24 protein-coding genes are annotated in these 23,168 nt (G+C 73.5%); 12 read left to right on the top strand and 12 right to left on the bottom strand.

Features of this window, described 5'->3' with window-relative positions; translation table 11 throughout:
- Positions 1 to 84 precede the first annotated feature (84 nt).
- The 5 genes from BLS70_RS15460 to BLS70_RS15440 all read left to right on the top strand — a co-directional run bounded on the left by BLS70_RS15460 (position 85) and on the right by BLS70_RS15440 (position 3,867).
- On the top strand, positions 85 to 879 hold the full coding sequence (locus BLS70_RS15460; protein WP_255362499.1) for a TetR/AcrR family transcriptional regulator C-terminal domain-containing protein: 795 nt from the start codon (positions 85 to 87) through the stop codon (positions 877 to 879).
- A gap of 135 nt (positions 880 to 1,014) precedes the next feature.
- The gene (locus tag BLS70_RS15455; RefSeq protein WP_091769794.1) at positions 1,015 to 1,815 is read left to right on the top strand and encodes a DUF2382 domain-containing protein; all 801 of its coding nucleotides are present in this window, start codon (positions 1,015 to 1,017) and stop codon (positions 1,813 to 1,815) included.
- A gap of 103 nt (positions 1,816 to 1,918) precedes the next feature.
- Complete coding sequence (locus BLS70_RS15450) at positions 1,919 to 2,539, top strand: hypothetical protein (protein WP_091769792.1); 621 nt, start codon at positions 1,919 to 1,921, stop codon at positions 2,537 to 2,539.
- A gap of 80 nt (positions 2,540 to 2,619) precedes the next feature.
- Positions 2,620 to 3,267, top strand: a complete 648-nt coding sequence (locus tag BLS70_RS15445; protein ID WP_091769790.1) for a GNAT family N-acetyltransferase — start codon at positions 2,620 to 2,622, stop codon at positions 3,265 to 3,267.
- A gap of 24 nt (positions 3,268 to 3,291) precedes the next feature.
- A complete protein-coding gene (locus tag BLS70_RS15440) occupies positions 3,292 to 3,867 on the top strand; it encodes a peroxidase-related enzyme (protein WP_091769788.1) in 576 nt (191 codons plus the stop codon).
- A 72-nt stretch (positions 3,868 to 3,939) separates the two neighbouring features.
- Here the strand turns inward: BLS70_RS15440 and BLS70_RS15435 are convergent, their stop codons facing one another.
- Positions 3,940 to 4,875, bottom strand: a complete 936-nt coding sequence (locus BLS70_RS15435) for a DMT family transporter (RefSeq protein ID WP_091769786.1) — start codon at positions 4,873 to 4,875, stop codon at positions 3,940 to 3,942.
- On the opposite strand from BLS70_RS15435, the gene BLS70_RS15430 reads away from it, so the two are divergent.
- The 4 genes from BLS70_RS15430 to BLS70_RS15415 all read left to right on the top strand — a co-directional run bounded on the left by BLS70_RS15430 (position 4,874) and on the right by BLS70_RS15415 (position 8,235).
- Complete coding sequence (locus BLS70_RS15430) at positions 4,874 to 6,280, top strand: aminotransferase-like domain-containing protein (RefSeq protein WP_091769784.1); 1,407 nt, start codon at positions 4,874 to 4,876, stop codon at positions 6,278 to 6,280. The genes BLS70_RS15435 and BLS70_RS15430 overlap by 2 nt on opposite strands.
- A gap of 90 nt (positions 6,281 to 6,370) precedes the next feature.
- A complete protein-coding gene (locus tag BLS70_RS15425) occupies positions 6,371 to 6,709 on the top strand; it encodes a YciI family protein (RefSeq protein ID WP_091769782.1) in 339 nt (112 codons plus the stop codon).
- A 3-nt stretch (positions 6,710 to 6,712) separates the two neighbouring features.
- The gene (locus BLS70_RS21520; RefSeq protein ID WP_091769780.1) at positions 6,713 to 7,957 is read left to right on the top strand and encodes an RNA polymerase sigma factor; all 1,245 of its coding nucleotides are present in this window, start codon (positions 6,713 to 6,715) and stop codon (positions 7,955 to 7,957) included.
- Positions 7,954 to 8,235, top strand: coding sequence for a DUF1905 domain-containing protein (locus BLS70_RS15415; RefSeq protein WP_091769778.1), 282 nt, complete (start codon positions 7,954 to 7,956; stop codon positions 8,233 to 8,235). Before BLS70_RS21520 ends, BLS70_RS15415 begins: the two co-directional genes overlap by 4 nt.
- Positions 8,236 to 8,627: 392 nt before the next feature.
- Here the strand turns inward: BLS70_RS15415 and BLS70_RS15410 are convergent, their stop codons facing one another.
- From BLS70_RS15410 to BLS70_RS15395, 4 genes are all read right to left on the bottom strand, one after another.
- Positions 8,628 to 9,260: a GrpB family protein gene (locus tag BLS70_RS15410; protein WP_218122444.1), complete on the bottom strand. Its 633-nt coding sequence runs from the start codon at positions 9,258 to 9,260 to the stop codon at positions 8,628 to 8,630.
- 161 nt (positions 9,261 to 9,421) lie between these two features.
- A complete protein-coding gene (arfB, locus tag BLS70_RS15405) occupies positions 9,422 to 9,862 on the bottom strand; it encodes an alternative ribosome rescue aminoacyl-tRNA hydrolase ArfB (protein WP_091769776.1) in 441 nt (146 codons plus the stop codon).
- A 21-nt stretch (positions 9,863 to 9,883) separates the two neighbouring features.
- Complete coding sequence (yidD, locus tag BLS70_RS15400; RefSeq protein WP_091769774.1) at positions 9,884 to 10,381, bottom strand: membrane protein insertion efficiency factor YidD; 498 nt, start codon at positions 10,379 to 10,381, stop codon at positions 9,884 to 9,886.
- Between the two features lie 6 nt (positions 10,382 to 10,387).
- Entirely contained in the window at positions 10,388 to 11,245 is an 858-nt protein-coding gene (locus tag BLS70_RS15395) for an SDR family oxidoreductase (protein WP_176946442.1), read from the bottom strand.
- Positions 11,246 to 11,645: 400 nt separating this feature from the next.
- Here BLS70_RS15395 and BLS70_RS15390 point away from each other — a divergent pair, with 400 nt between their 5' ends.
- Positions 11,646 to 14,207, top strand: a complete 2,562-nt coding sequence (locus BLS70_RS15390; RefSeq protein WP_091769771.1) for a DEAD/DEAH box helicase — start codon at positions 11,646 to 11,648, stop codon at positions 14,205 to 14,207.
- On the opposite strand, the gene BLS70_RS15385 is transcribed toward BLS70_RS15390, so the two are convergent.
- Both BLS70_RS15385 and BLS70_RS15380 read right to left on the bottom strand, forming a co-directional pair.
- The gene (locus tag BLS70_RS15385) at positions 14,204 to 14,767 is read right to left on the bottom strand and encodes a hypothetical protein (RefSeq protein WP_091769769.1); all 564 of its coding nucleotides are present in this window, start codon (positions 14,765 to 14,767) and stop codon (positions 14,204 to 14,206) included. The two genes, BLS70_RS15390 and BLS70_RS15385, sit on opposite strands and share 4 nt — an antisense overlap.
- A gap of 49 nt (positions 14,768 to 14,816) precedes the next feature.
- Entirely contained in the window at positions 14,817 to 15,035 is a 219-nt protein-coding gene (locus BLS70_RS15380; protein ID WP_091769767.1) for a hypothetical protein, read from the bottom strand.
- Between the two features lie 179 nt (positions 15,036 to 15,214).
- Here BLS70_RS15380 and BLS70_RS15375 point away from each other — a divergent pair, with 179 nt between their 5' ends.
- Together BLS70_RS15375 and BLS70_RS15370 are read left to right on the top strand one after the other, a co-directional pair.
- The gene (locus BLS70_RS15375; protein ID WP_091769765.1) at positions 15,215 to 16,075 is read left to right on the top strand and encodes a DUF4349 domain-containing protein; all 861 of its coding nucleotides are present in this window, start codon (positions 15,215 to 15,217) and stop codon (positions 16,073 to 16,075) included.
- Entirely contained in the window at positions 16,072 to 16,929 is an 858-nt protein-coding gene (locus tag BLS70_RS15370) for a hypothetical protein (protein ID WP_091769763.1), read from the top strand. The genes BLS70_RS15375 and BLS70_RS15370 overlap by 4 nt, the downstream gene beginning before the upstream one ends.
- A 15-nt stretch (positions 16,930 to 16,944) precedes the next feature.
- Here BLS70_RS15370 and BLS70_RS15365 read toward each other — a convergent pair whose 3' ends face one another.
- The 5 genes from BLS70_RS15365 to BLS70_RS15345 are packed head-to-tail and all read right to left on the bottom strand — an operon-like array spanning position 16,945 to position 23,161.
- A complete protein-coding gene (locus tag BLS70_RS15365; RefSeq protein WP_091769761.1) occupies positions 16,945 to 18,363 on the bottom strand; it encodes an FAD-binding oxidoreductase in 1,419 nt (472 codons plus the stop codon).
- On the bottom strand, positions 18,360 to 19,862 hold the full coding sequence (mqo, locus tag BLS70_RS15360; protein WP_091769759.1) for a malate dehydrogenase (quinone): 1,503 nt from the start codon (positions 19,860 to 19,862) through the stop codon (positions 18,360 to 18,362). Before mqo ends, BLS70_RS15365 begins: the two co-directional genes overlap by 4 nt.
- Before the next feature lie 11 nt (positions 19,863 to 19,873).
- On the bottom strand, positions 19,874 to 20,794 hold the full coding sequence (locus BLS70_RS15355) for an AEC family transporter (protein ID WP_091769757.1): 921 nt from the start codon (positions 20,792 to 20,794) through the stop codon (positions 19,874 to 19,876).
- Complete coding sequence (locus BLS70_RS15350; protein WP_091769755.1) at positions 20,791 to 21,654, bottom strand: ATP-grasp domain-containing protein; 864 nt, start codon at positions 21,652 to 21,654, stop codon at positions 20,791 to 20,793. The genes BLS70_RS15355 and BLS70_RS15350 overlap by 4 nt, the downstream gene beginning before the upstream one ends.
- Complete coding sequence (locus tag BLS70_RS15345) at positions 21,647 to 23,161, bottom strand: aldehyde dehydrogenase (NADP(+)) (RefSeq protein ID WP_091769753.1); 1,515 nt, start codon at positions 23,159 to 23,161, stop codon at positions 21,647 to 21,649. Before BLS70_RS15345 ends, BLS70_RS15350 begins: the two co-directional genes overlap by 8 nt.
- Positions 23,162 to 23,168: the final 7 nt, after the last annotated feature.

Raw genomic sequence — 23,168 nt, 5'->3', positions numbered from 1 at the left:
GGAACTCACACCGCCCCGACCGGCGCGGTGAGCGGCTGGTGCATGATCGTTCCGGGGGACCCGGATCGACAGGAGAGGACGGCCGTGGACGAGCCCCGAGCGGACGCCGACCCCGACAGCCCGGAGGGGCGGGGAGGCGCGGCCGCCGTGATGCCTGCCGCGCCGCCGGGATCGGGGCGCGCTGCGCTGGACCGGCGCCGCATCATCGGCGCGGCCGTGGAGTTCATCGACGCCCAGGGGCTCGCCGCCCTCACCATGCGACGGCTGGGCGCCCACCTCGGCGTCGAGGCCATGGCCCTGTACCGCTACGTCCCCAGCCGCGAGAACCTGCTCGACGGCGTGGTCGAGGCCGTCATAGACGAGCTGTACGGCGATCCCGACGTCCACCTGGAGCCCGGGCACGGCTGGCAGGACTACCTGCAGCGCCTGGCGCACGGCGTCCGCCGCATCGCCCTGGCCCACCCCGAGGTGTTCCCGCTGGTCGCCACCCGCCCGCCGGCCGCCCCGTGGGTGCGGCCGCCGCTGCGGAGCCTGCGCTGGGTGGAGTCCTTCCTGGTCGCGCTGATCGACAGCGGGTTCAACCAGGAGGCCGCGGTGTCGGCCTACCGCGCGTACTCGAGTTTCCTGCTCGGACACCTGCTGCTGGAGGTCTCGCAGAAGGGCGTGGCGGTCAACGCCGAGGACCAACCCGAGGGCGTCGAGGAGGCGCAGGAGGCCGCCGACCTCAGCCAGTACCCCACGGTCGTGCGGCTGGAGTCGCTGCTCTCGCTGGACGAGTCGGCCGCGGAGTTCGAGGAGGCGCTGGAGAACCTGCTCGAGCGCCTGGAGGTCGTGCTGCGGGAGGGCCGGGCTCCCCGGCGGGGGGATCACCGGGACTGACCGGCTAAACGTGCGGCGGCCCGTTTACAACGTAAACGGTCGGGCATCTCCGACAACGGCCCTCGGCGGTGAGCACGTACCCCCGAGGCGAGACCGCAATCGGCAATCCCAGCCCTGAACCCGCGAGGAGCGCACGTGATCACCGAACAGCAGCTCAGCACCGTCATCGGTAGCACCGCCCACGGAGCGGACGGGAAGATCGGCACGATCGGCGAGGTCTACCTCGACGACGAGACCGGCCGTCCCGAGTGGGCCACCGTCCGCACCGGCATGTTCGGCACGAAGGAGTCCTTCGTCCCGCTCGCCGAGGCCGACCTGTCCGGCAGCGACCTCCGCCTGCCGTACGACACGGACAAGATCAAGCACGCCCCGAAGATCGACACCGACGGCCACCTCTCCCCCACCGAGGAAGCCGAGCTGTACCGCTACTACGGCATCGGCTCGGGCACCGACACCTCGCACGTGGACACCACGACCACGAACACCACGACCACCGGCACCACCGACCGGACCAACGCCCACGGCACGGTCGGCCACGACACCTCCGGCCCGACCACGGACAACGCGATGACCCGCTCCGAGGAGCAGCTCCGCGTCGGCACCGAGCGCGTCGAGGCCGGTCGCGCCCGGCTGCGCAAGTACGTCGTCAGCGAGAACGTCACGCAGACCGTCCCGGTCTCGCACGAGGAGATCCGCGTCGAGCGCGAGCCGATCACCGACGCCAACGTGGGCAACGCCCTCGACGGGCCGGCCATCTCCGAGGAGGAGCACGAGGTCACCCTCCACGCCGAGCGCCCCGTCGTCGCCAAGGAGGCCGTGCCGGTCGAGCGCGTCCGCCTGGACACCCAGACGGTGACCGAGCAGGAGACCGTCAGCGAGCAGGTCCGCAAGGAGCAGATCGAGTTCGACGACGAGACCACCACCCGTCGCAGCTGATCACCTCGGCGGCGCGGGCTCCGGCCCGCGCCGCCGCTGCACGACCGACCGGCCCCCGACCCCGGCCGCCCGGCGTTCCCAACTCCTCGGAGGATTTCCTCGCATGGCCACTCACGACCCCATCCCCGGCGACGGCCGGACCCCGGGCGCCTCGGCGACCCGCGGCGCGGCTCGCGACGCCGTCGACGCCCAGCACAACCGCTACGGCGGCATCAAGTGGGGAGCCGCCTTCTTCGGCTGGCTGTCCGCGAACGGCCTCGCCGTCCTGCTGATCGCCCTGATCAGCGCCGGTGGCCTCGCCATCGGGCTGACGGAGGGCATCGACAACGCCGATGACGCCGCCGACCAGGCGGACACCATCGGCATCGCCGGCGGCATCGTGATGCTGGTCGTGCTCTTCCTCGCCTACCTGGCCGGTGGCTACGTCGCCGGTCGCATGGCGCGCTTCGACGGCGCCCGCCAGGGCATCGCCGTCTGGCTCATCGGCCTGCTGGTCGTGCTCGCGCTCGCCGTCGCGGGCCTGGTCTTCGGCTCGGAGTACAACGTGCTCCAGCGGCTGGACCTCCCCCGCATCCCGATCGACGAGGGCACCGCGACCACCGGCGGCATCATCGCCCTGGTCGCCGTCCTCCTGGTCACGCTGCTGGGGGCGATCCTGGGCGGCAAGCTCGGCGACCGCTTCCACCGCAAGGTCGACCGCGCCGGCTTCGACGCCGCCGTCTAGGTCACCGCGATCCCCGAGCGGGGGCCGTCCCATCCGGGGCGGCCCCCGCTCGTGCGTCCGGGCCGTGGTCGAATGCCGGGGTGACCCAGGGACCCACCATCCGGCGGATCGACGACCCGGAGGATGAGGGGCCCGACGTCCGGCTGGCCGAGGCCCGGGACGTCCCCCGGATCGCCGCGACGCTCACGATCGCCCTGGCCGACTCCCGGTGGACCCGGTGGGCACTGCCCGACGACGGCCGCATGCAGCGGCTCACCCGCCTGCACGAGCTCGACGCCGGTCACCGCGGGGTCGCCACCGGCAGCACCTGGGTGACCGACGACGTCGACGCGGTCGCCGCCTGGCAGCCACCGGCGGGCGCCGCTCCCCTGCCCGCCGACGTCGCCGAGGCTCTGGCCCGCGAGCTGCCCTACATCGCCGGCAACCGGGCTCGGGTCGTCGCCGAGACCGCGGCGCTGGTCGACGCAGCCCGACCGTCCGCCCCGCACTGGTGGCTGGCGCACCTCGGCGTCCGGCCCTCTGCCCGCCGTCGGGGACTGGCCGCGGCCGTGCTCGCCCCGGTGGTCGTGCGCTGCGACACGTTGCAAGAAGTGGCTGCGGCCGCGGTCTTCTCGTGGGCGAACGTCCGCTTCCTGCGCGGCTTCGGATTCGAGGTGACCGCCGAGCTGCACACCTCCGACGACGAGCTCCCGGTGTGGGTGGTGGCCCGGCAGCCGCTGCCGAGCTGACCTCGGACGCCCTAGGGTCGCGGCATGTTCGAGGTCCCCGCGCGAGACTCGTTGCCCGACGACCTGCGAGCGCGGCTCGAGCAGGTGGAGGAGAAGTCCGGCTTCGTGCCGAACATCTTCCTGAGCCTCGCGCGCCGTCCCGCGGAGTGGCGGGCCTTCTTCGCGTACCACGACGCGCTCATGGACAAGGACACCCCGGGGCTGAGCACGGCCGACCGGGAGCTGGTCGTCGTCGCCACCAGCGCCGAGAACCGCTGTCTCTACTGCGTGGTCGCCCACGGGGCGATCCTCCGCATCCGGGCACGCAATCCGCGGCTCGCCGACCAGGTCGCCACCGACTGGCGCAAGGCCGAGATCGACGACCGGCAGCGCGCCGTCCTCGAGGTGGCCGTCCGGTTCACGCGGGAGCCGTGGACCGTGACACCGGTCGTCCTCGAGTCTCTGCGTGCGCACGGCCTGTCCGAGGACGACATCTGGGACGTCGGCGCCATCAGTGCGTTCTTCGCGATGTCGAACCGGCTCGTGCACCTCACCGGCACCATGCCGAACGAGGAGTTCTACCTGATGGGGCGGGTGCCGAAGCCGAAGGATGTGCGCTGAAGGCCGGTTCCCGGGCCGAGATCCGGCCTTCTGCGCACATCGTTCCGCCAGGGACTGAGGGAGCCGCCGCGCTCACCGGCTCGGCGTCGCGGTCGGAGCCTGGCGGACGCGGACGGCGAGGCCGGCGCACAGGACGACGGCCAGGCCGCCGACCAGCGTGCCGGCGGTGAGCTCCTCGCCGAGCAGCAGGCCGGCCCAGACGAGGCTCAGCACGGGCTGCACGAGCTGCATCTGGCTCACCCTCGCCATCGGGCCGATCGCCAGGCCGCGGTACCAGGCGAAGAAGCCCAGGAACATGCTCACCGCCGCGAGGTAGCCGAACGCCGCCCACTGCCCCGGGGTGCCCGCGGGCGGACTCCCGGCGACGGACACCAGGGTGAGGGCGCCGGTCACCGGTGCGCCGAGGACCAGGGCCCAGGAGATGGTCTGCCAGGCGCCGAGCTCGCGCGCCAGCAGCCCGCCCTCGGCGTAGCCCGCAGCGGCGGCCAGGACGGCGCCGAAGAGCAGCAGGTCCGCGAGGTGCAGGCCGCCGAGACCGCCGGACGCAGCAGCGGCGAAGCCGACAGCGACCAGCGCGCCCGCGCCGGTCGCGAGCCAGAACGCGGTCGGCGGTCGCTCGCCGGCCCGCAGCACGGCGACCACCGCGGTCACAGCCGGCAACAGGGCGATGACGACGGCCCCGTGGCTGGCCGGCGTGCTCTCGAGGGCGAACGACGTCAGCAGCGGGAAGCCCGTGACCACACCGCCGGCGACCACGGCGACGCGCCACCACTGGGCTCCGCGCGGAGGTCGCTGTCGGGTGAGCACCAACGCCGTCGCGGCCAGGCCTGCAGCGACCACCGCGCGGCCCGCGCCGATGAAGAGCGGATCGAGCCCGGCCACGGCGACGCGGGTGAAGGGCACGGTGAAGGAGAAGGCCAGCACCCCGAGCAGTCCCCAGGCGAGCCCGGCTGCCGGTACCGGTAGCGGACGAAGCAGGGGGGCGGTAGCGCTATCGTGTGCCGTCATGCTCGACGATAGCGGTAGCCGGATCGCCCGCGAGCTCCGGGAGTGGATCGCCACGGCCCCGCCGGGCGCTCGGCTGCCGTCGACCCGCGAGCTGGCGGCGCGTCACCAGGCCGGCCCGGTCACCGTGCAGAAGGCGCTGCGCACCCTGACCGCCCAGGGGCTCGTCGAGGCCCGTCCGGGGGTCGGGACATTCGTCCGGGCGGTCCGGGCCGCACGGGCGGCGGACTACGGCTGGCAGACGGCGGCGATGAGCGCCACCACCGCACCGCCTTCTGCCCTTCCCGCCGCGCTGCGCACCGCCCCGAACGACGTCATCGCCTTCCACTCCGGCTTCCCGGACCGCGAACTGCTGCCCGAGCGACTGGTCCGCTCCGCGCTCGCCCGCGTGGCGCGCAGCGACGCCGCGCTGTCAAGGCCGCCGGCGGCCGGTCTGCCGGAGCTGCAGGCGTGGTTCGCCGGCGAACTGCGCGCCGCCACCCCGGCAGACGTCGCCCCACCGACGCCCCGGGACGTCGTCGTGCTGCCGGGCAGCCAGAGTGGTCTGAGCGCGGTGTTCCGGGCGCTCATCGGCCGCGGGCAGCCGGTGCTCATGGAGTCGCCGACCTACTGGGGTGCGATCCAGGCGGCCACCCGTGCCGGCGTGCGGATCGTGCCGGTGCCCAGCGGCGGCCACGGTCCCGACCCCGAGGAGCTGTCCCGCGCCTTCGCCGAGTCGGGCGCGCGGCTGTTCTACGCGCAGCCCAGCTACGCCAACCCGACCGGGGCGCAGTGGTCGCCCGACCACGCGCGGCGGGTGCTCGAGGTGGTGCGCGAGCACGGCGCCTTCCTGCTGGAGGACGACTGGGCCCACGACTTCGGCATCACCACCACGCCCTCGCCCGTGGCCGCTTCGGACGACTCGGGCCACGTGCTCTACCTGCGCTCGCTCACCAAGAGCGTCTCCCCCGCCCTCCGCGTCGCAGGGATCGTCGCGCGGGGGGCGGCGCGCGACCGGCTCCTCGCCGACCGGGCCGCGGAGTCGATGTACGTCAGCGGGCTCCTCCAGGCCGCGGCGCTCGACGTCGTCACCCAGCCGGCGTGGGCCCGCCACCTCCGCGGGCTCCGCCAGCAGCTGCGCGCCCGCCGCGACCTGCTGGTGGGCAGCCTCACCGAGCACGCACCGCAGGTCCACGTCGAGCAGGTGCCGGCCGGGGGCCTGCACCTCTGGGCGCGGCTGCCCGACGACACCGACCTCGCCCGGGTGGTCGGTGAGTGCGAGGCCGCCGGCGTCGTCGTCGCGCCGGGCACGGAGTGGTTCCCGGCCGAGCCGACGGCGCCGTTCCTCCGACTGAGCTTCGCGGGCCCGGACCCCGGCCGCTTCCCCGCCGGCGCCCGCATCCTGGGCGAGGTCCTCTTCCGCGGCTGAGATCTCTCCGCCCGGGGTGTCGATCCCGGCAGGATCGGTTCGTACAGGGGGTGAGCGGCTGGAAGGACCGGCCGCGCCGAGGAGGATCCGATGCCGCAGTACCTGCTCAACATCATCCAGCCGGCCGGTCAGGTGCCCCCACCGGAGGTGCTCGAGCCCGTCATGCGCGACGTCGCCACGCTGAACGAGGAGATGCGCGCGGCCGGGGTCTGGGTCTTCGCCGCCGGCCTGCACCAGCCCGAGGCGTCGACCGTGGTCCGGCCGGACGGGTTGGTCACCGACGGTCCCTACGCGGAGGCCGCGGAGTTCATCGGTGGCTTCGACGTGATCGAGGCCGCCGACCTCGACGAGGCGCTCGCTTGGACGCGCAAGCTGACCGGCGTGCTCGGGCTGCCCGTGGAGCTCCGGCCCGTGGCCACGACCTTCTGAGCCGTGGACGCCCCGGCCACCGCGCTCGTCGAGCGGACGTTCCGCGAGCACTCCCGGCGCGCCGTCGCCGTCCTCACCCGCCTCCTCGGCGACATCGACGCCGCCGAGGAGGCGGTGCAGGACGCCTTCGTGACCGCGCTGGCCCGGTGGCCGGCCGACGGCGTCCCGCCCAGCCCACCCGGCTGGATCATCACCACGGCGAGGAACCGGGCCATCGACCGGCTCCGGCGGGAGGGCACCCGGACCGAGCGGCACGTCCAGGCCGCGCTGCTCCACGACGTCACGTCCCCACCGCAGGAGGAGGGCCCCGTGGTCGACGACCGGCTGCGCATGGTCTTCACCTGCTGCCACCCCGCCCTGTCGGTGCCTGCGCAGGTGGCCCTGACCCTGCGACTGCTCGGCGGCCTGACGACGGCGGAGATCGCCGCCGCGTTCCTGGTGCCCGAGCCGACGATGGCCCAGCGGCTGGTGCGTGCCAAGGCGAAGATCCGCGACGCCCGCATCCCCTACCGGGTGCCGACGGAGGCCGAGCTCCCCGACCGGCTCCCGGCGGTGCTGTCCGTCGTCTACCTGGTCTTCACCGAGGGGTACGCAGCCTCGGCCGGCGAGGAGCTGGTGCGCGGGGAGCTCTGCGCGGAGGCCGTCCGGCTGGGGCGCCTGCTGGCCGAGCTCATGCCCGACGAGCCGGAGGTGGCCGGGCTGCTGGCGCTGATGCTGCTCACCGAGTCCCGCCGCCCGGCACGGACCTCGGCCGGCGGCGACCTCGTGCTGCTCGCGGACCAGGACCGGACGCGCTGGGACACCGAGCTGATCACCGAGGGACAGGAGCTCGTCCGCCGATGCCTGCGCCGCAACCGCCCGGGGCCCTACCAGCTGCAGGCGGCGATCGCTGCGGTGCACAGCGACGCGGCCACCGCCGCGGCGACCGACTGGGGCCAGGTGCTCGCGCTGTACGACCAGCTCATGGCGCTGGCACCGAGTCCGGTCGTCGCGCTGAACCGCGCCGTCGCCGTCGCCGAGGTGGCCGGGCCGGCGGCGGGCCTGGAGTTCGTCGAGCGCCTGGACCTACCGCGCCACCACCTGCTCCCAGCGGTCCGGGCCGACCTGCTGCGCCGGCTGGGGCGCAGGGAAGAGGCGGTCGACGCCTACGACGCGGCCCTCGCCCTCACGGGCAACGAGCGCGAGCGGGCCTTTCTCCGGCGGCGCCGCGATGAGTTGACGGCGGATCCGCAGTCGTTGGAGGCATGAGCACCCCCACGGCCCTGGACCACTCGTTCACCGCGCCGATCGAGAAGGACGGCGCGTTCCCCACCTACCTCGTCGTGCCCAGCTCCGCCGAGCTGCTGGGCACCCGGCGGGCGGTCAAGGTGACCGGCACCGCCGACGGTCACGAGTTCACCGCCACGCTGATGCCCTCGGGCACCGGCCCGCACTGGCTGCCGCTGCGGGCGGCCATCTGCGCGGCCATCGGCAAGAAGGACGCCGGCGAGCAGGTCACGGTGCACCTGCAACAGCGGCTGTCCTAGGACGGCGTTCCCTGGGAACGTCTCCGCACTCCGGCTGTGCGCGTTGTCGCGGTACAGCCGGATGCCCTTCACCACTCCCCTGGAAGACGCCGGCGATCGGCCGAGCCGTCGGTGACCCTCAGCCATCGGAGATGCTTACCTCACCGTCGACGAAGGTGACCCAAACCGGTGCTCCGTTGCCGACCAGGCGTTGCCGCGTGTGAGAGCCGCTGCAGCCCACTCGCAACCGCGTCGGAGCATTCCGCCATCCAACTGGCGAGCGCCCCGGCCTCACCTCACAACGACGGCGGCGACGACACGCAAGTGACGAGCGCCGCCAATCAGTCTCATCTGCAGCAGCACCCCCGAGCTCGGCGCACACTGGACCCGTCCGAACCAGCGGGGACGATCGGTCAGCGCGCCGTCGCAGCGCGGATGAAGGCGCTCTTGCCTCGGGTGTAGTCGTCGTAGTCCGAATCACCGGCGTGCGCGGCAGCCAGCTGACGCTTGAGCTCCTCGTACGCGACGCGCAGGTCCGGCTCGACGCGAAGCCGGTCGCGGAAGGCGACGGTGCGCCTGCCGAAAGGGGATGCCGACAGACGCAGGTGCAGTATTGCCGGCCGCGCCGGGTTGCTGGAGATGAACAGCCGCTTGGCCCAGACCCACTCCGGCTCGGTCTCGCCCGGAGCCGGGATGTCGCGGAAGACGCCCGGAGAGTCCGGCCGGCTGCCTGGGGCTGGAACCCATCCCAGGGGCGCGAGCGCGGCGTCCAGGGCCGCCGGTTCAGGTAACACCGGGGCGCGCACCTGCAGGTCGATCGACGCCTTGGCGGCCAAGCCGGGTACCGCGGTGGAACCGATGTGGTCGAAGGTGCATGCGTCCACGTCCACCAGCAGAGCCAGTGCCCGACGCAGTTCGGTCAGACGCTCAACCGCGAGCGTCGCCCACTGCGGGTCGTGCGGGACCAGGACCGCCGGGCCGCTCGGCACCGGACCGCGCGCACCGCCAGCCGGATCGCCACCACCCCCGCCAGCCGGACCCGTCACGACTCGAGCTTAGGGAGCTGGCGCGCGGCCGCGCTGAACGAGGACCGCCCCGGACGACGTCGACGAGCAAGTTGATGCATAGGTGTCCCTGAGTGGGCCGCTCAGGGACACCGAGGCCGCTGTCCACGTCGCATCGACGGCGATGGTCGGCGGCCGGGGGCTCAGTCCCAGGTGCGGCGCTGCTTCTTGAGTTGACCGCGCTGCTTCTTCGCCTCGATCCGGCGCTCCTTCGACCCGCGGGTGGGCTTGGTGCGGCGGCGGGCCGGAGGCGGCGGCGCGAGCGCGGCACGGAGGACGGCGGCCATCCGCTCGCGCGCGGCCTGCCGGTTGCGGAGCTGCTGACGGTGCTCGCTGGCCGCGATGGTCAGCACGCCGTCGACGAGCCGGTCGCCCAGCCGCTGCGCCAGCCTTGCCCGCTGCGAGTCGGTGAGACCCGGCAGCTCGCCGGGAGCCACCGACAGTTCGACGCGGGAGTCCGCGGTGTTGACGCCCTGTCCGCCCGGGCCCGAGGAGCGGGAGAAGCGCCAGTTCAACGCGGCCGCGGGGACAGCGACGGAGCCGGTGACCGGCAGGTCACCGGAGGCGTCGTCAACGGCAGGCATGCGCCCAGTCTGACCGACGACTCAGGCGGGGACGGGGTCCGCGCCTCCGCGCGCGCCCGGCCGGCACCGGACGAGCCGGCGCACGGTGAGCCAGCTCCCCCGTCGGGCGCCGTGCCGCTCCAGCGCCTCGACGGCGTAGGCCGAGCAGGTCGGCTCGTGGACGCAACTCGGCGGCCGCTTCGGACTGATCTCCCGCTGGTAGACGCCGACGGCGGCCACCAGGCGCTCGGCCAGTCGGCTGCCCCGCTCCCCCGTGCCGGCCCGGGCGACCTCCCGCGCGGTCGACGGTGCCAGCAGGAACGCATCCCCACCGCACCCGATCGCGTTGGCCAGGCAGCAGCCGGTGTTGAGGAAGAGCAGGTCGCGCAGGCACGTGTCGTTGCGCCGTCCGCGGCCGTATCCCGACCCGTAGCCGTAACCCGGCGGCGGTCCGTAGCCACGGCCGTAGCCGGGGCCGCCGTACCCGCGGCGGGGACGGCGGCGACGCGGACCCCAGCCACTGCTCCAGATGAAGACCACGCCGGGCTACAGGATCGGCTTGCCGCCGGTGACCGCGACGCGCGCCCCCGACACGTAGGAGGCCTCGTCACTGGCGAGCAGCACGTAGACCGGCGCCAGCTCGGCCGGCTGGCCGGCGCGGCCCAGCGGTGCCTGCTGCCCGAAGCTCTCCACCTTCTCCTCGGGCATGGTGGCGGGGATCAGCGGCGTCCACACCGGACCGGGCGCGACGCTGTTGGCGCGGATGCCCTTCTCGGCGTACATCTGCGCCAGGCTCGCGGTGAAGTTGGCGATGCCGGCCTTGGTCATGGCGTAGGCGGCCAGGTCGGGGCTGGGCATGTCGGAGTTCACCGACGAGGAGTTGATGATCGACGCGCCCGGCTGCATGTGCGGGATGGCGTCCTTGCAGAGGGTGAACATCGCCGAGAGGTTCAGCGCGACCGTGTGGTCCCACTCCTCGTCGGAGATCTCCTCGATCGTGGGGTGCGACATCTGGAACGCGGCGTTGTTGACCAGGATGTCGACCCGCCCGAACTCCTCGACGGCCTTCGGGATGACGGTCTTCGCGTGCGCGCGGTCGGCGAGGTCTCCCGGCACGAGCACGCACTTCCGGCCGGCCTGCTCGACGTACTTCGCGGTGTCCTGGGCGTCCTCGTGCTCGTCCAGGTACGAGATGAGGACGTCGGCACCCTCGCGGGCGAAGGCGATGGCGACGGCCCGCCCGATGCCGCTGTCGCCGCCGGTGATCACGGCCTTCTTGCCGGTGAGCCGGCCGGAGCCCTGGTAGCTCTCCTCGCCGTGGTCGGGCTTGGGGTCCATCTCGCCGAGCGTTCCCGGCGGGGTCTGCTGCTGGGCGGGCTGGCTGTCGGGGCGGGGCGATGACACGGGGCTCCTCCGGTGCAGGTCGGGCTACGGGCGGTCCTGGCCACTGCCGACCAGGCGTCCTCCCCGCCTGCCTACCCGCGCCGTCGCGGGCGGAACCTGCGTGTCAGGCCGCGCGCGCCAGCGTCGTCGCCGCGGGGGCGGACACGGGGAGCTGCCAACGCATCTCCAGCCGGCGTCGTCCCGACCCGTCCACGACGGGAACCCAACGGCACTCCGGGCATTCGGCGCTGCGCATGATGTGCTACCTCTCGTTCATCTTTTGTTCACCTTGCAGTCTCCCAGTGTCCACCATGGATCGCCGTCAGACGCGCCGTTACCGGATCGTGATCGGAGTGGCGCCGCGAAGCCCCCGGCCGGGTGGCCGGGAAGGGAACCGCCGTGAGGCACGCTGGACCTCCTGATGACCACGACAGTTGCTCCTCCCCTGCTCGTCGACGCCGCCGACCTGACCACGCTCCGCGCCCAGGGCGCCGACCCGGACGAGCTGTTCGCCGACTTCGCCGCCTGGGCCGAGGCCAGCGGCACGACGCTCTACCCGGCGCAGGAGGAGGCGCTGATCGAGCTGGTCAGCGGCGCGAACGTGGTCCTCGCGACGCCGACGGGATCGGGCAAGTCGCTCGTGGCCACCGGCGCGCAGTACGCGGCCCTGGCCGCCGGGCGGCGCAGCTACTACACCGCTCCGATCAAGGCGCTGGTCAGCGAGAAGTTCTTCGCCCTGTGCGGGGTGTTCGGCGCGGCCAACGTCGGCATGCTCACCGGCGACGCGTCGGTCAACGCCGGCGCGCCGATCATCGCGTGCACCGCGGAGATCCTGGCCAACGTCGCACTCCGCGAGGGCGGCGGGAAGGACGGCGTCGGCGACGCGCTCGTCGTCATGGACGAGTTCCACTTCTACGGCGACCCCGACCGCGGCTGGGCGTGGCAGGTGCCCCTGCTGGAGCTGACGCAGGCGCAGTTCCTGCTGATGAGCGCGACGCTGGGCGACGTCACCTCGCTGCGGGAGGACCTCACCCGCCGGACCGGCCGGCCCACCGCGCTGGTCGCCAACGCCGAGCGCCCGGTCCCGCTGCACCACTACTACGCGACGACGCCGATGCACGAGACGATCCAGGAGCTGCTGGACACCAAGCAGGCGCCGGTCTACGTCGTCCACTTCACCCAGGCCTCGGCGCTGGAGCGGGCGCAGGCGCTGATGAGCGTCAACGTGGCCACCAAGGAGGAGAAGGCCGCGATCGCCGACATGATCGGCGGGTTCCGGTTCACCTCCGCCTTCGGGACGACGCTGTCACGGCTGGTCCGGCACGGAATCGGCGTCCACCACGCCGGGATGCTGCCCAAGTACCGGCGGCTGGTGGAGCAGCTGGCGCAGGCCGGCCTGCTGAAGGTCATCTGCGGCACCGACACCCTCGGCGTCGGCATCAACGTGCCCATCCGCACCGTCGTCTTCTCCGCGCTGTCGAAGTACGACGGCGTCCGGACGCGGCTGCTGCAGGTGCGCGAGTTCCACCAGATCGCCGGCCGCGCGGGCCGCGCGGGTTACGACACCGCGGGCACCGTCGTGGTGCAGGCGCCGGAGCACGAGGTGGAGAACCTCAAGCAGTTCGCCAAGGTCGCCGACGACCCGAAGAAGCGCCGCAAGCTGGTGCGCAAGAAGGTGCCCGACGGCATGGTGCCGTGGAGCGAGGCGACCATGACCCGGCTGGTCGAGGGCGAGCCCGAGAAGCTGACCAGCAACATGCGGGTGTCGACGGCGATGATCCTGGACGTCGTCGACCGGCCCGGTGACCCGTTCGCGGCCATGCGCCGGCTGCTCACCGACAACCACGAGCCGCGCAAGAAGCAGCTCAAGCTGATCCGCGAGGCGATCGGCATCGCGCGCTCGCTGCTGCAGGCCGGCGTCCTGGAGCGGCTGCCCGAGCCGGAGCCCGACGGCCGCCGCTACGACCTGACCCTCGACCTCCCGCCGGACTTCGCGCTCAACCAGCCGCTGTCGACCTTCGCGCTCGCCGCCATCGACCTGCTGGACCCGGAGTCCGACACCTACGTGGTGGACGTCGTCAGCGTCATCGAGGCGACGCTCGACGACCCGCGGCAGATCCTCGCCGCGCAGCTGAACAAGGCCAAGGGCGAGGCCGTGGCGCAGATGAAGGCCGAGGGCATCGAGTACGACGAGCGCATGGAGCTGCTCGAGGAGGTGACCTACCCCAAGCCACTGGAGGAGCTGCTCGACGCCGCGTTCGAGGTGTACGTGCGCACCAACCCGTGGGCGGCGGACGCGCAGCTGTCGCCGAAGTCCGTGGTCCGCGAGATGTGGGAGCGGGCGTTCACCTTCCGGGAGTTCGTGAACACCTACGGGCTGACCCGCTCGGAGGGGGCGGTGCTGCGCTACCTGTCCGACGCCTTCAAGGCCCTGCGGTCCGGCGTGCCCGCGGACGCCCGCACCGAGGAGGTCACCGACCTGGTCGAGTGGCTGGGCGAGCTGGTGCGCCAGGTCGACTCGTCCCTGCTCGACGAGTGGGAGGCGCTCACCAACCCCGATGACGACGGCCCGGCGGCCGAGGTCGCCGTCCCGGCCCGTCCCCGCCCGCTCACCGGCAACGAGCGCGCGTTCACCGCGATGGTGCGCAACGCGCTGTTCCGCCGGGTGGAGCTGTGGGCCCGCCGCCGCTGGTACGACCTGGGCGAGCTGGACAAGGGCTCGGGCTGGGACGCCGAGCGCTGGGAGACCGTGGTGCGCGGCTACTTCGAGGAGCACGCCGAGCTGAACACCGGCGGCGACGCCCGGGGCCCGGCGATGCTCATCTGGGACAAGTCCGAGCCCGGTGTCTGGAAGGTGCGGCAGATCGTCGACGACCCCGAGGGCAACCACGACTGGGGCTTCGACGTCGAGGTGGACCTGGAGGCCTCCGACGAGGACGGCTCCGCCGTGATCCGCCTGGTCGACGCCGGCCGCAAGGACTAGGCAGCGCCGCCCTCCGGCTTCGACGCGTCCGGCCCGTGGAGCTTCTTCAGCCGTGACGCCTCGGCTGCCAGGACGGTCACGGCGATCAGGCGCACGAGCGGCCAGAGCGCCAGGCCCCAGAGCGGCGACCGCTTCCGGAGGACGACGGTGGCCGGGAGGACGGCACCGAACGCCGGGAGGTACTCCGCGCCGGAGAGGATCGTCCGGTCGAGCCAGCGCTGGAGCCGGCTCTCGACGGCCTCCTCGTCGGCGGGGCCGTCTTGCGACATCGCCTCGTGGCCGATGGCCGTGGTGTACGCCTGGAACGCGAGGAAGGTGAGCAGGCTGCCCAGCGCGGGTCCGGTCTGGACCCCGCGCTTGCCTGCGAGCGCACGGCCCACCGGCACCGCGATCTCCACCACGGACGACTCGATGAGCAGGCCCATCCCGAGCAGGACCTGGACGGACCACAGCTGCTGGTGCACGGGCATCTCCCGCCACCGTGCGCCGAGGGCGGCGCGGGCCTGGTCGTCGTCCGCCGAGGTCCGCGGAACGGTGGTCGAGGGGCGGCGGACGCGCACCCCGACATCCTGCCCCTGGGTGCTGGGCTGTGCCCGTCGCCGGAGCCCGTCAGCGCAGGTGGTCGCCCGAGACGTCGGTGACGATCGCCTCGAAGGTGCGGGTGTCCACCTCGTCGTCGACGGTGACGCGCACGATGTCGGCGATCTGCTGCTCGGAGGAGGGCTTCGCGGCGCTCACCCGGGCGGCGGCCACGGCGTGCAGGTAGCGGACCCGCTCGGGGACTGCGGAGCGGGGAGCGGAGGAGGGTTCGACGCGTCGGCGGTGCATGCCACGACGGTAGGCCCGTCACCGACGATGTGACGGGAAACACGGCCGTGTGACACGAACCGGTCCGTATCGCATGTCGCACCAGGGCCTGTGAGTCCCATGCGCACCGGCGGCCCGGCTGCGTCACGATCGGGCATCGTTCGTGGTCCACGTCACGGCGACGGCCCTACGGTCCCGCCATGAGGTCCCTTCTGAGCAGGGCGGCCACGCTCGTGGCACTGGTGCTGGTGGTCGGCTGCTCCGGGTCGGACGGCGGCGAGTCGAGCGGCGCGGACGGCGGCGGCGGGGCGGGCGCCGTGGCCGACGAAGGCGGTGCCGTCGGTGAGGGAGGTGCCGCGGCCGACGCCGACCGCCAGGTCGTCACGAACGCCTCCGCGACCCTGGCCGTGGACGACCCGGCCGACGGCGCCCAGCGGGTGAGCCAGCTGGTGGAGTCCGCGGGCGGCCGGGTCGACGAGCGGACCGAGCAGACCGCGACCGGCGACGACGAAGGTGCCTACGCCGACCTCGTGGTCCGGGTGCCGGCGGACGCGCTGACCGACGTCCTCGCCGATCTGGAGGAGCTCGGCGAGGTGGCGAGCGTGTCGGTGTCCCGATCCGACGTGACCGGCCAGACCGTCGACCTGGACGCCCGGATCTCGGCCCTGCAGACCTCGGTCACCCGGCTGCAGACCCTGCTCGACGAGGCCCCCACCACCGAGGCCCTCCTCGCTGCGGAAGGCGCGCTGTCCGGGCGGCAGGAGCAGCTGGAGTCCTTGCAGTCCCAGCGCGCGCTGCTGGCCGACCAGGTGGAGCTGTCCACCCTGCGCGTGCACCTGCAGCCGCCCGGCGTGGCCCCGCCCGGCGGACCGGACGGCTTCGTCGACGCGCTCGGCACCGGGTGGAACGCCCTCGTGTCGACCGCAGGCGCGGCCGTCGTCGCCCTCGGCGTCCTGCTGCCATGGCTCGTGGTCGCGGCCGTGATCGCCGTGGTGGTGCTGGTGCCGCTGCGCCGCGCACGGCGGCGGTCGACGGTGCCTGCGCCGATGGCCGAGGCATGAGCGCCGTCCGGTCCCGGGTGGCCCGGACGCTCCTCGGGGGAACGGTGCTCGTCCTGGCCCTAGGCGGCTGCGCCGACGAGCCGAAGGAGGTCACGCAGACCAGTGGGCCGCTCGCCGAGGGCTTCGAGATCGAGCCGGGATCGGGCCTGGTCGGGGCGGTGTTCCCGCACGGCTCCATCGGCCATCAGGCGGTCCTCCGTGTCGACGGCGACCTGCCGAAGGTCTTCGAGGGATACGTCCGACAGGCGCAGGAACTCGGCTACGAGCTGGAGTCCGGATGGCCCCTTCGCCCGGAAGGGCAGTGGTGCAGCGACCCCGACGACACGTTCGACGACGATCCGCGCGAGGGTCCGTTCGAGGTCGAGTGCACGGCCTCCCGCTTGCAACTGGACGAGTACTCGGTGTCCGTGCGGGGACTCGCCGATACGGACGGCCGTGGCTACATCCACCTGCGGGTCCAGCCGTCCTTCGACACCGTGGAGCTGTCCCCGCTCGCGTCGGACGGCCCGGTGGCGTCGGCCACGGACGACCAGCTGGCTTCCGAGCTGACGCCGTCGACGGACGAACCGCCGCTCCATGTCGTGGAGGGCAGCGAGCTGGTCTCCGTGCCGATCCCGGCCACGTGCATCACCGGCGGCTTCGTCGCGGTGCTCCAGGTGACGGACGAGCTGATGCCGGTGATGCGCGGGTACCTGCAGCAGTTCACCGGCATGACTGCGTTCACGAGCGAGGGACTGGTCGGGAGCGACGACGAGCCGCGCGTGTGGGCCTCCGCGGCCGGCGGGGGCGACCTGACGGCGGTCGGCGTGGCCGGCGATCCCTCGTACGTGCTGATCGAGCGCTGCAACGACTGAGCTCAGGCGGGCCTGCTAGTCCGGCAGCACCTTGCCGGGGTTCATCAGGCCGACGGGATCGAGCAGATCCTTGAGGCCGCGCATGAGGTCCAGCGCCACGGGGTCCTTGTAGTCGGCCATGACGTCCCGCTTGGACTGGCCCAGGCCGTGCTCGGCGCTGATGCTTCCGTCGAAGCTGCTCGTGGAGTCGTAGACGATCCGGGCGAGTTCGTCGGCTCGCGAACGGAACTCCTCGTCGTCGCCGTCGACCGGCTTGCTCAGGTTGTAGTGCAGGTTCCCGTCCCCGATGTGCCCGTAGACCACGATGCGGATGCCCGGGACCGCCTCCTGGAGGGCCCGGTCCGTGCGCTCGACGAGAGCGGCGATGCTGCTCACCGGCACCGTGACGTCGTGCTTCAGGCTCGGGCCCTCGTGGTTCTGCGCCTCGGAGATCCCCTCGCGCAGCGCCCAGAGGGCCGCGACCTGGGCCGAGCCGGAGGCGACCACCGCGTCGAGCGCCAGCCCCCGGTCGAAGGCCTCGGCCAGGCCGGCCTCCAGCAACCCGTCGAGGTCGGCGTCGGTGCGGGTGTCGCCGAGCTCCACCAGCGCGTACCAGTCGTGCGGGGACGTGAACGGGTCGCGAGTGCCGGGGACGTGGCGGAGCACGAAGTCGACGCTCTGCCGGGACATGATCTCGAAGGCGGTCAGCCGGTCCCCGCCCCGTGCCCGGAGGATCTCGATGAGGTCGACGGCGGCCTGCGGCGAGGGCAGCGCGATCCACGCCGTCGCCCGGCCGTGCAGGGCCGGGTACAGCTTCAGCACCGCCGCTGTGATCACCCCGAGCGTGCCCTCCGCGCCGATGAACAGGTGCTTGAGGTCGTAGCCGGTGTTGTCCTTGCGCAGCCCGCGGAGACCGTGCCAGATCCGGCCGTCGGGCAGGACCACCTCCAGGCCCAAGGTGAGGTCGCGCATGGTGCCGTAGCGGAGCACCCCCGTCCCGCCGGCGTTCGTGGACAGGTTGCCGCCGATCGTGCAGCTGCCCTCGGCGCCCAGCGAGAGGGGGAAGAACCGGTCGACGGCTGCTGCGGCCTGCTGGACCTGCTGCAGCACGACGCCGGCCTCCACCGTGATCGTCTGGTTCGCGGGGTCCACCTCGCGGATCCGGCGCAGGCGCGTCAGCGACAGCACGACCTGGTCGCCGGAGGCGTCCGGCACCGCTCCGCCGCACAGCCCCGTGTTGCCGCCCTGCGGCACCAGCGCGACGCCGGCGTCCCGGCAGAGCGAGACCACGGCCGCGACCTCCGCCGTCGTGGCCGGCCGGACGACGACCGCCGCGTTCCCGCGGTACGCGTCGCGCCAGTCGGTCAGGTACCCGGCCAGCTGGTCGGGCTCGGTCACCAGGCCCGCTTCCCCGACCACCTCGCGGAGGCGGGCCGAGAGCTCGGTGGGCGTCATGCGGGGTCCCCTCCCGGCACGCCGTCCGGGACCAGGCCCAGGATCCGGCGCGCCTCGTCCGTGCGGGCGGTCAGGTCGGCGGGGTCGAGGCGATCCCCCGCGCCGGCCGTCGGAGCGATCTCGTGGAGCCGTGCCGCCCAGTCGGACATCCGTGCCGGGAAGCTCGCCGCGAGCACGTCGACCATCGTGGCGGCCGCGGTCGACGCACCCGGCGAGGCACCGAGCAGGGCGGCCAGCGATCCGCCGGCCGAGGTGACGATCTCCGTGCCGAACCCCACCATCGCCCCGCGGCCCCCGGACGTCTTCAACACCTGCACCCGCTGGCCGGCCGGTACGAGCTCCCAGTCCTCGGGGCGCACCGTCGGCAGGAAGGTCCGCAGCGCGGCCGTCCTCGCCGCGGGCGTCTGGGCGAGCTGCCGGACCAGGTAGGCCATCAGCGAGCGGTTGTCCCGGGCCGACGCGGCGAGGACCGGCAGGTTGCCCGGCCGGACCGATCGCAGGAGATCGGTGCGCCGTCCCGTCCGGAGGAAGCGCGGGGAGAACGCGGCGAACGGGCCGAACAGCAGGTACTCCCGCCCGTCGACCGTGCGGTGGTCGAGGTGCGGCACCGAGATGGTGGGCGCTCCCGGCTCCGCGTGGCCGTAGACCTTGGCCCGGTGCGCGGCCACGAGGTCCGGGCGCGCGGTGCGGAGGAACCGGCCGCTGATCGGGAAGGCGCCGTAGCGCCGCACCTCCGGGACCCCGGCGCGTTGCAGCAGGGGCAGCGTCCCGCCTCCGGTGCCCACGAAGACGAAGGGTGCCCGCATGCGGCGGGGAGCTCCCGTGCGCCGGTCGCGCAGCTCGACGTGCCAGATGTCGTTCCGTCGGTGCAGCGACGTCACCTCTTGCTGCAACCGGACGTCCCCGCCGCGTCCCCTGACCACGTCGAGGAGCCGCCGCGTCAGGACGCCGAAGTCGACGTCCGTGCCGCGGGTCGACCGGGTGAGGGCGACGGGCTCGCCCGGCGGCCGGTCGGCGAACATCAGCGGAACCCAGTCGCGCAGCACGGCCGGGTCGTCGCTGAACTCCGTGTCGGCGAAGAGCGGGTGCCCGCCCAGGGCCTCGTGCCGTGCCCGCAGGTGCGCCACCCCCTCGGCGCCGCGACCGAAGCCGAGGTGCGGGACGGGACGCACGAAGTCACCGGGCGGGCCGAGGACGCCGGCGGTCGTGAGACGGGCCCAGAACAGCAGCGAGGCGGCGAACTGCTCACCGATCTCCACCGCCCGCGAGACGTCGACCGTGCCATCGGGACCACGGGGCGTGTAGTTGAACTCGCAGAGCCCCGCGTGCCCGGTCCCGGCGTTGTTCCAGGCGCTCGAGCTCTCGAGCCCGGCCTCGTCCAGCCGCTCGACCACGGCGATGCGCCAGCCGGGCTCGAGCTCGCCCAGCATCGTCGCGAGCGTGGCGCTCATGATCCCACCGCCGACGAGGACGGCGTCGAACTCCTCCGGACCGGCCATGGCAGTTCCTCTCATCCGAGCACGAGGGCGATTCCGACCAGGACCGGTACGGACAGCAGGGTGCTGAGCAGGATCACGTCGCGGGCGAGCACGGTGCCGCGGTCGTAGGACGCGGCGTAGACGAACACGTTCTGTGCCGTCGGCAGCGCCGAGGTGACCGTGACCGCCAGGAGCGCGACCCCGTCGAGGCCCGCGCCCCAGCGGCCGAGCGCGTAGGCGGTGCCCGGCATGGCGACGTTCTTCAGGGCGACGGCCAGCCACACCTGGCCGGCGAGAGCACCGGCGCCCGGTCGGGGGGCTCCGTGCAGGGACATGCCGTAGGCCAGCAGGGCCGCCGGCACCGCCAGCGCCGCGATCAGCTCGATCGGTTCGAGCGCGAGCGAGGGCGGGTCCCAGCCGCTGGCCGCCAGCAGGAGACCGAGCGCGCAGCCGATGACGACCGGCGTGCGCAGCGGCTGGAGCAGCAGCGTGCGGCGGCTCGGCGCGTCCGCTCGCGAGCCGGCGAGCACGGCCAGGCCGACCGGCGCCATGACCAGCACCTGGAACAGCAGGACCGGCGCGACGTAGGAGGCGTCGCCGAGGATGTACACCGACACCGGTATGCCGAGGTTGCCGGCGTTGACGTAGGAGGAGGACAGCGCGCCGGTCGCCAGCTCGGCAGCCGACGGCCGCCACCGCCACCACGCCAGGCCCGCGTACAGCAGGGCGACGAGCACCGCGCTGCCCGCCGTCCCGACGAGCGCGAACGACAGGACGGCGTGGGTGTCGGCCTCGCTCAGCGTGAGGAAGAGCAGGGCCGGCGTGGCCACGAAGAACGACAGCCGGGACAGCATCCCGGGCGCCTCGGCGCCGAGCAGCCCGGTGCGGCCGACCAGCCATCCCACGGCGATCACCGCCGCGAGGGCAGCGAAGCCGCCGAGTACGCCGCTCACCGGGAGAGTTCCGCCTCCACGGCGTGCACGAGCGCCCGCGCGGCACCGGGCGCCTGGGGAAGGAAGAGGCTGGGCTCGGTGAGCTCCAGCTCGAGCACCACCGGCCGGCCCTCGACGTCCCGGACCAGGTCGATGCGGGCGTACAGCGGTGCGGGAACCCCCGGCTGAAGATTTCCGATCGCTTCGAACACCGCCTCGGCGACCTCGCGCTGATCGTCTCCGGGGCGGGCGGCCCGCAGGTCGCCCCGGCTGTCGCGGTCCTGCCGCACGCCCTCGCCTCGACCCAGCAGTGGCCCCTTGCGCACGGCGTGCGAGAAGCGCCCGCCGATGAAGAGCATGGCCGTCTCGCCGTCGTCGTCGACGCTGGCCAGGTAGGGCTGGACCATCGCCGTCCGCCCGGCGCCGGTCAGCTCGGCGGCGTGGGCCAGGGCGTCGGCGGCGTCGCTCCAGCGTGCGGTGTCGCGGGAGCCGGCGGACACCGACGGCTTGACCACCCACTCCGCGGCGTCCGGCAGCGCGGCGGCGGATGTCGGGTTCCACACCGTGGGCACGACGGGCAGGCCGACCCGCTCCAGGTCGCGGAGGTAGGTCTTGTCGGTGTTCCACCGGAGCAGCTCGACGGCGTTGCGCAGCCGCGGGACCGAGCCGGCCCACGCGAGGAACTCCTCCAGCCGCCAGGCGTAGTCCCAGCAGGACCGGACGACGGCGAGGTCCGCGGCCGCCCAGTCCACCGTCTCGTCGTCCCAGCGGACGAGGTCGACGGCGAACCCGGCGGCACGGAGCGCAGCGGACGCGAGCGGCAGGTCGGGATCGACCCGCAGCCCGCGCTCGGAGCTGACGAGGGCGACCCGCTCACTCACCGGTCAGCTGCAGCTTGCCGTCGATCCGGCGCGGGATCCCGGTGTAACCGTCGGTCAGCTCCTCCGGCAGCACGTCGGCCGGCGCTCCCTGCCAGGTGACCGGGCGCACGAAGCGGCGGATGGCAGTGGCGCCCACCGAGGTGTGCTGCGAGTTCGTCGACGGCCAGGGACCGCCGTGGTGCTGGGCCCAGGAGACCGCCACCCCGGTCGGGTAGGCGTCGTAGACCAGGCGGCCGGCCCGGGTGCGGAGCTCCTGGGAGACCGCCAGTGGCAGCTCGGTCTCCCCCGCCGCGCGCAGCACGGTGGCGGTGAGCGACGACGGCATCGCCCCCAGCGCGGCGAGCAGCTCCTTCTCGCCGTCGTACCGGGCCACGACGCTGACCGGGCCGAAGCACTCCTCGGTGACCTCGTGCGGGAGGTCGGCCGCGGTGGTGGTGAGCAGCCGCGGCACCGCGCGGAACCCCTCGCCGGCCGGCTCCTCGCCGCGGGCCACCTCCGCCACCCCCGGCGCGCCGGCCAGGGCGTCGGAGATCCGGCCGTAGGAGGCCGCGATGCCCTCGTTGAGCAGCACCGGCGCCGGCGTCGCGCGCACGGCCTCGGCCATCGCCTCGACGACGCGGTCACCCTCGGCGCCGGCGGGCACGAAGGCCAGACCGGGCTTCGTGCAGAACTGCCCGCCGCCCAGGGTGAAGGACCCGACCAGCTCGCGGCCGATGACCTCGCCCCGCTCGCCGGCCGCCTGCGGCGTCACGATCAGCGGGTTCAGGCTGCTCAGCTCACCGTAGAACGGCACCGGGTCGGGGCGTCGCTCGATGATCTCCAGCAGCGCGCGGCCGCCGTTCACCGAGCCGGTGAAGCCGACGGCCCGGATCGCCGGGTGAGCCACCAGGTCCGCGCCGGCCTGCAGGCCGTGCACGATGCCGAAGGTGCCCTCGGGTGCCCCGGCCTTGCCGGCCGCCTCGACGAGCACGTCGAACACCAGCTGGGACGTCGCCGGGTGCGATCCGTGCGCCTTGACGACCACCGGGCAGCCCGCGGCCAGCGCGGAGGCGGTGTCGCCGCCCGGGACGGAGAACGCCAGCGGGAAGTTGCTCGCGCCGAAGACGGCGACCGGGCCGAGCGGCACCAGCATGCGGCGCAGGTCGGGACGCGGCCCCATCGGCGTGTCGCCGGCGTGGTCGATGGTCGCCTCGAGGTAGCTGCCCTCCTCGGCCACCTCGGCGAAGAGCCGGAGCTGGTAGCAGGTGCGGGTCAGCTCACCGTTGAGGCGGGTCTCCCCGAGTGCGGTCTCCCGGTCGGCCACCGCGACGACGTCCTCTCGGCGGGCCTCCAGGGCATCGGCCAGAGCACGCAGCAGCGCGGCGCGGCCGGCTCGGCCCATGCCGTCCAGCTCGGGCGCGGCCGCGAGGGCGGCGGCGCAGAGGTGGTCGACCTCCTCGGTGGTGGTCTCCTGGGCGACCACCTCGACGGTCTGGCCGGTGCGGGGATCGATGCTGACGACGTCCATGGGTTCC

This window comes from Blastococcus aurantiacus (assembly GCF_900102425.1).
In the GTDB taxonomy this organism is placed as follows: domain Bacteria; phylum Actinomycetota; class Actinomycetes; order Mycobacteriales; family Geodermatophilaceae; genus Blastococcus; species Blastococcus aurantiacus.
This window is presented reverse-complemented; position numbering and strand designations above follow the sequence as displayed.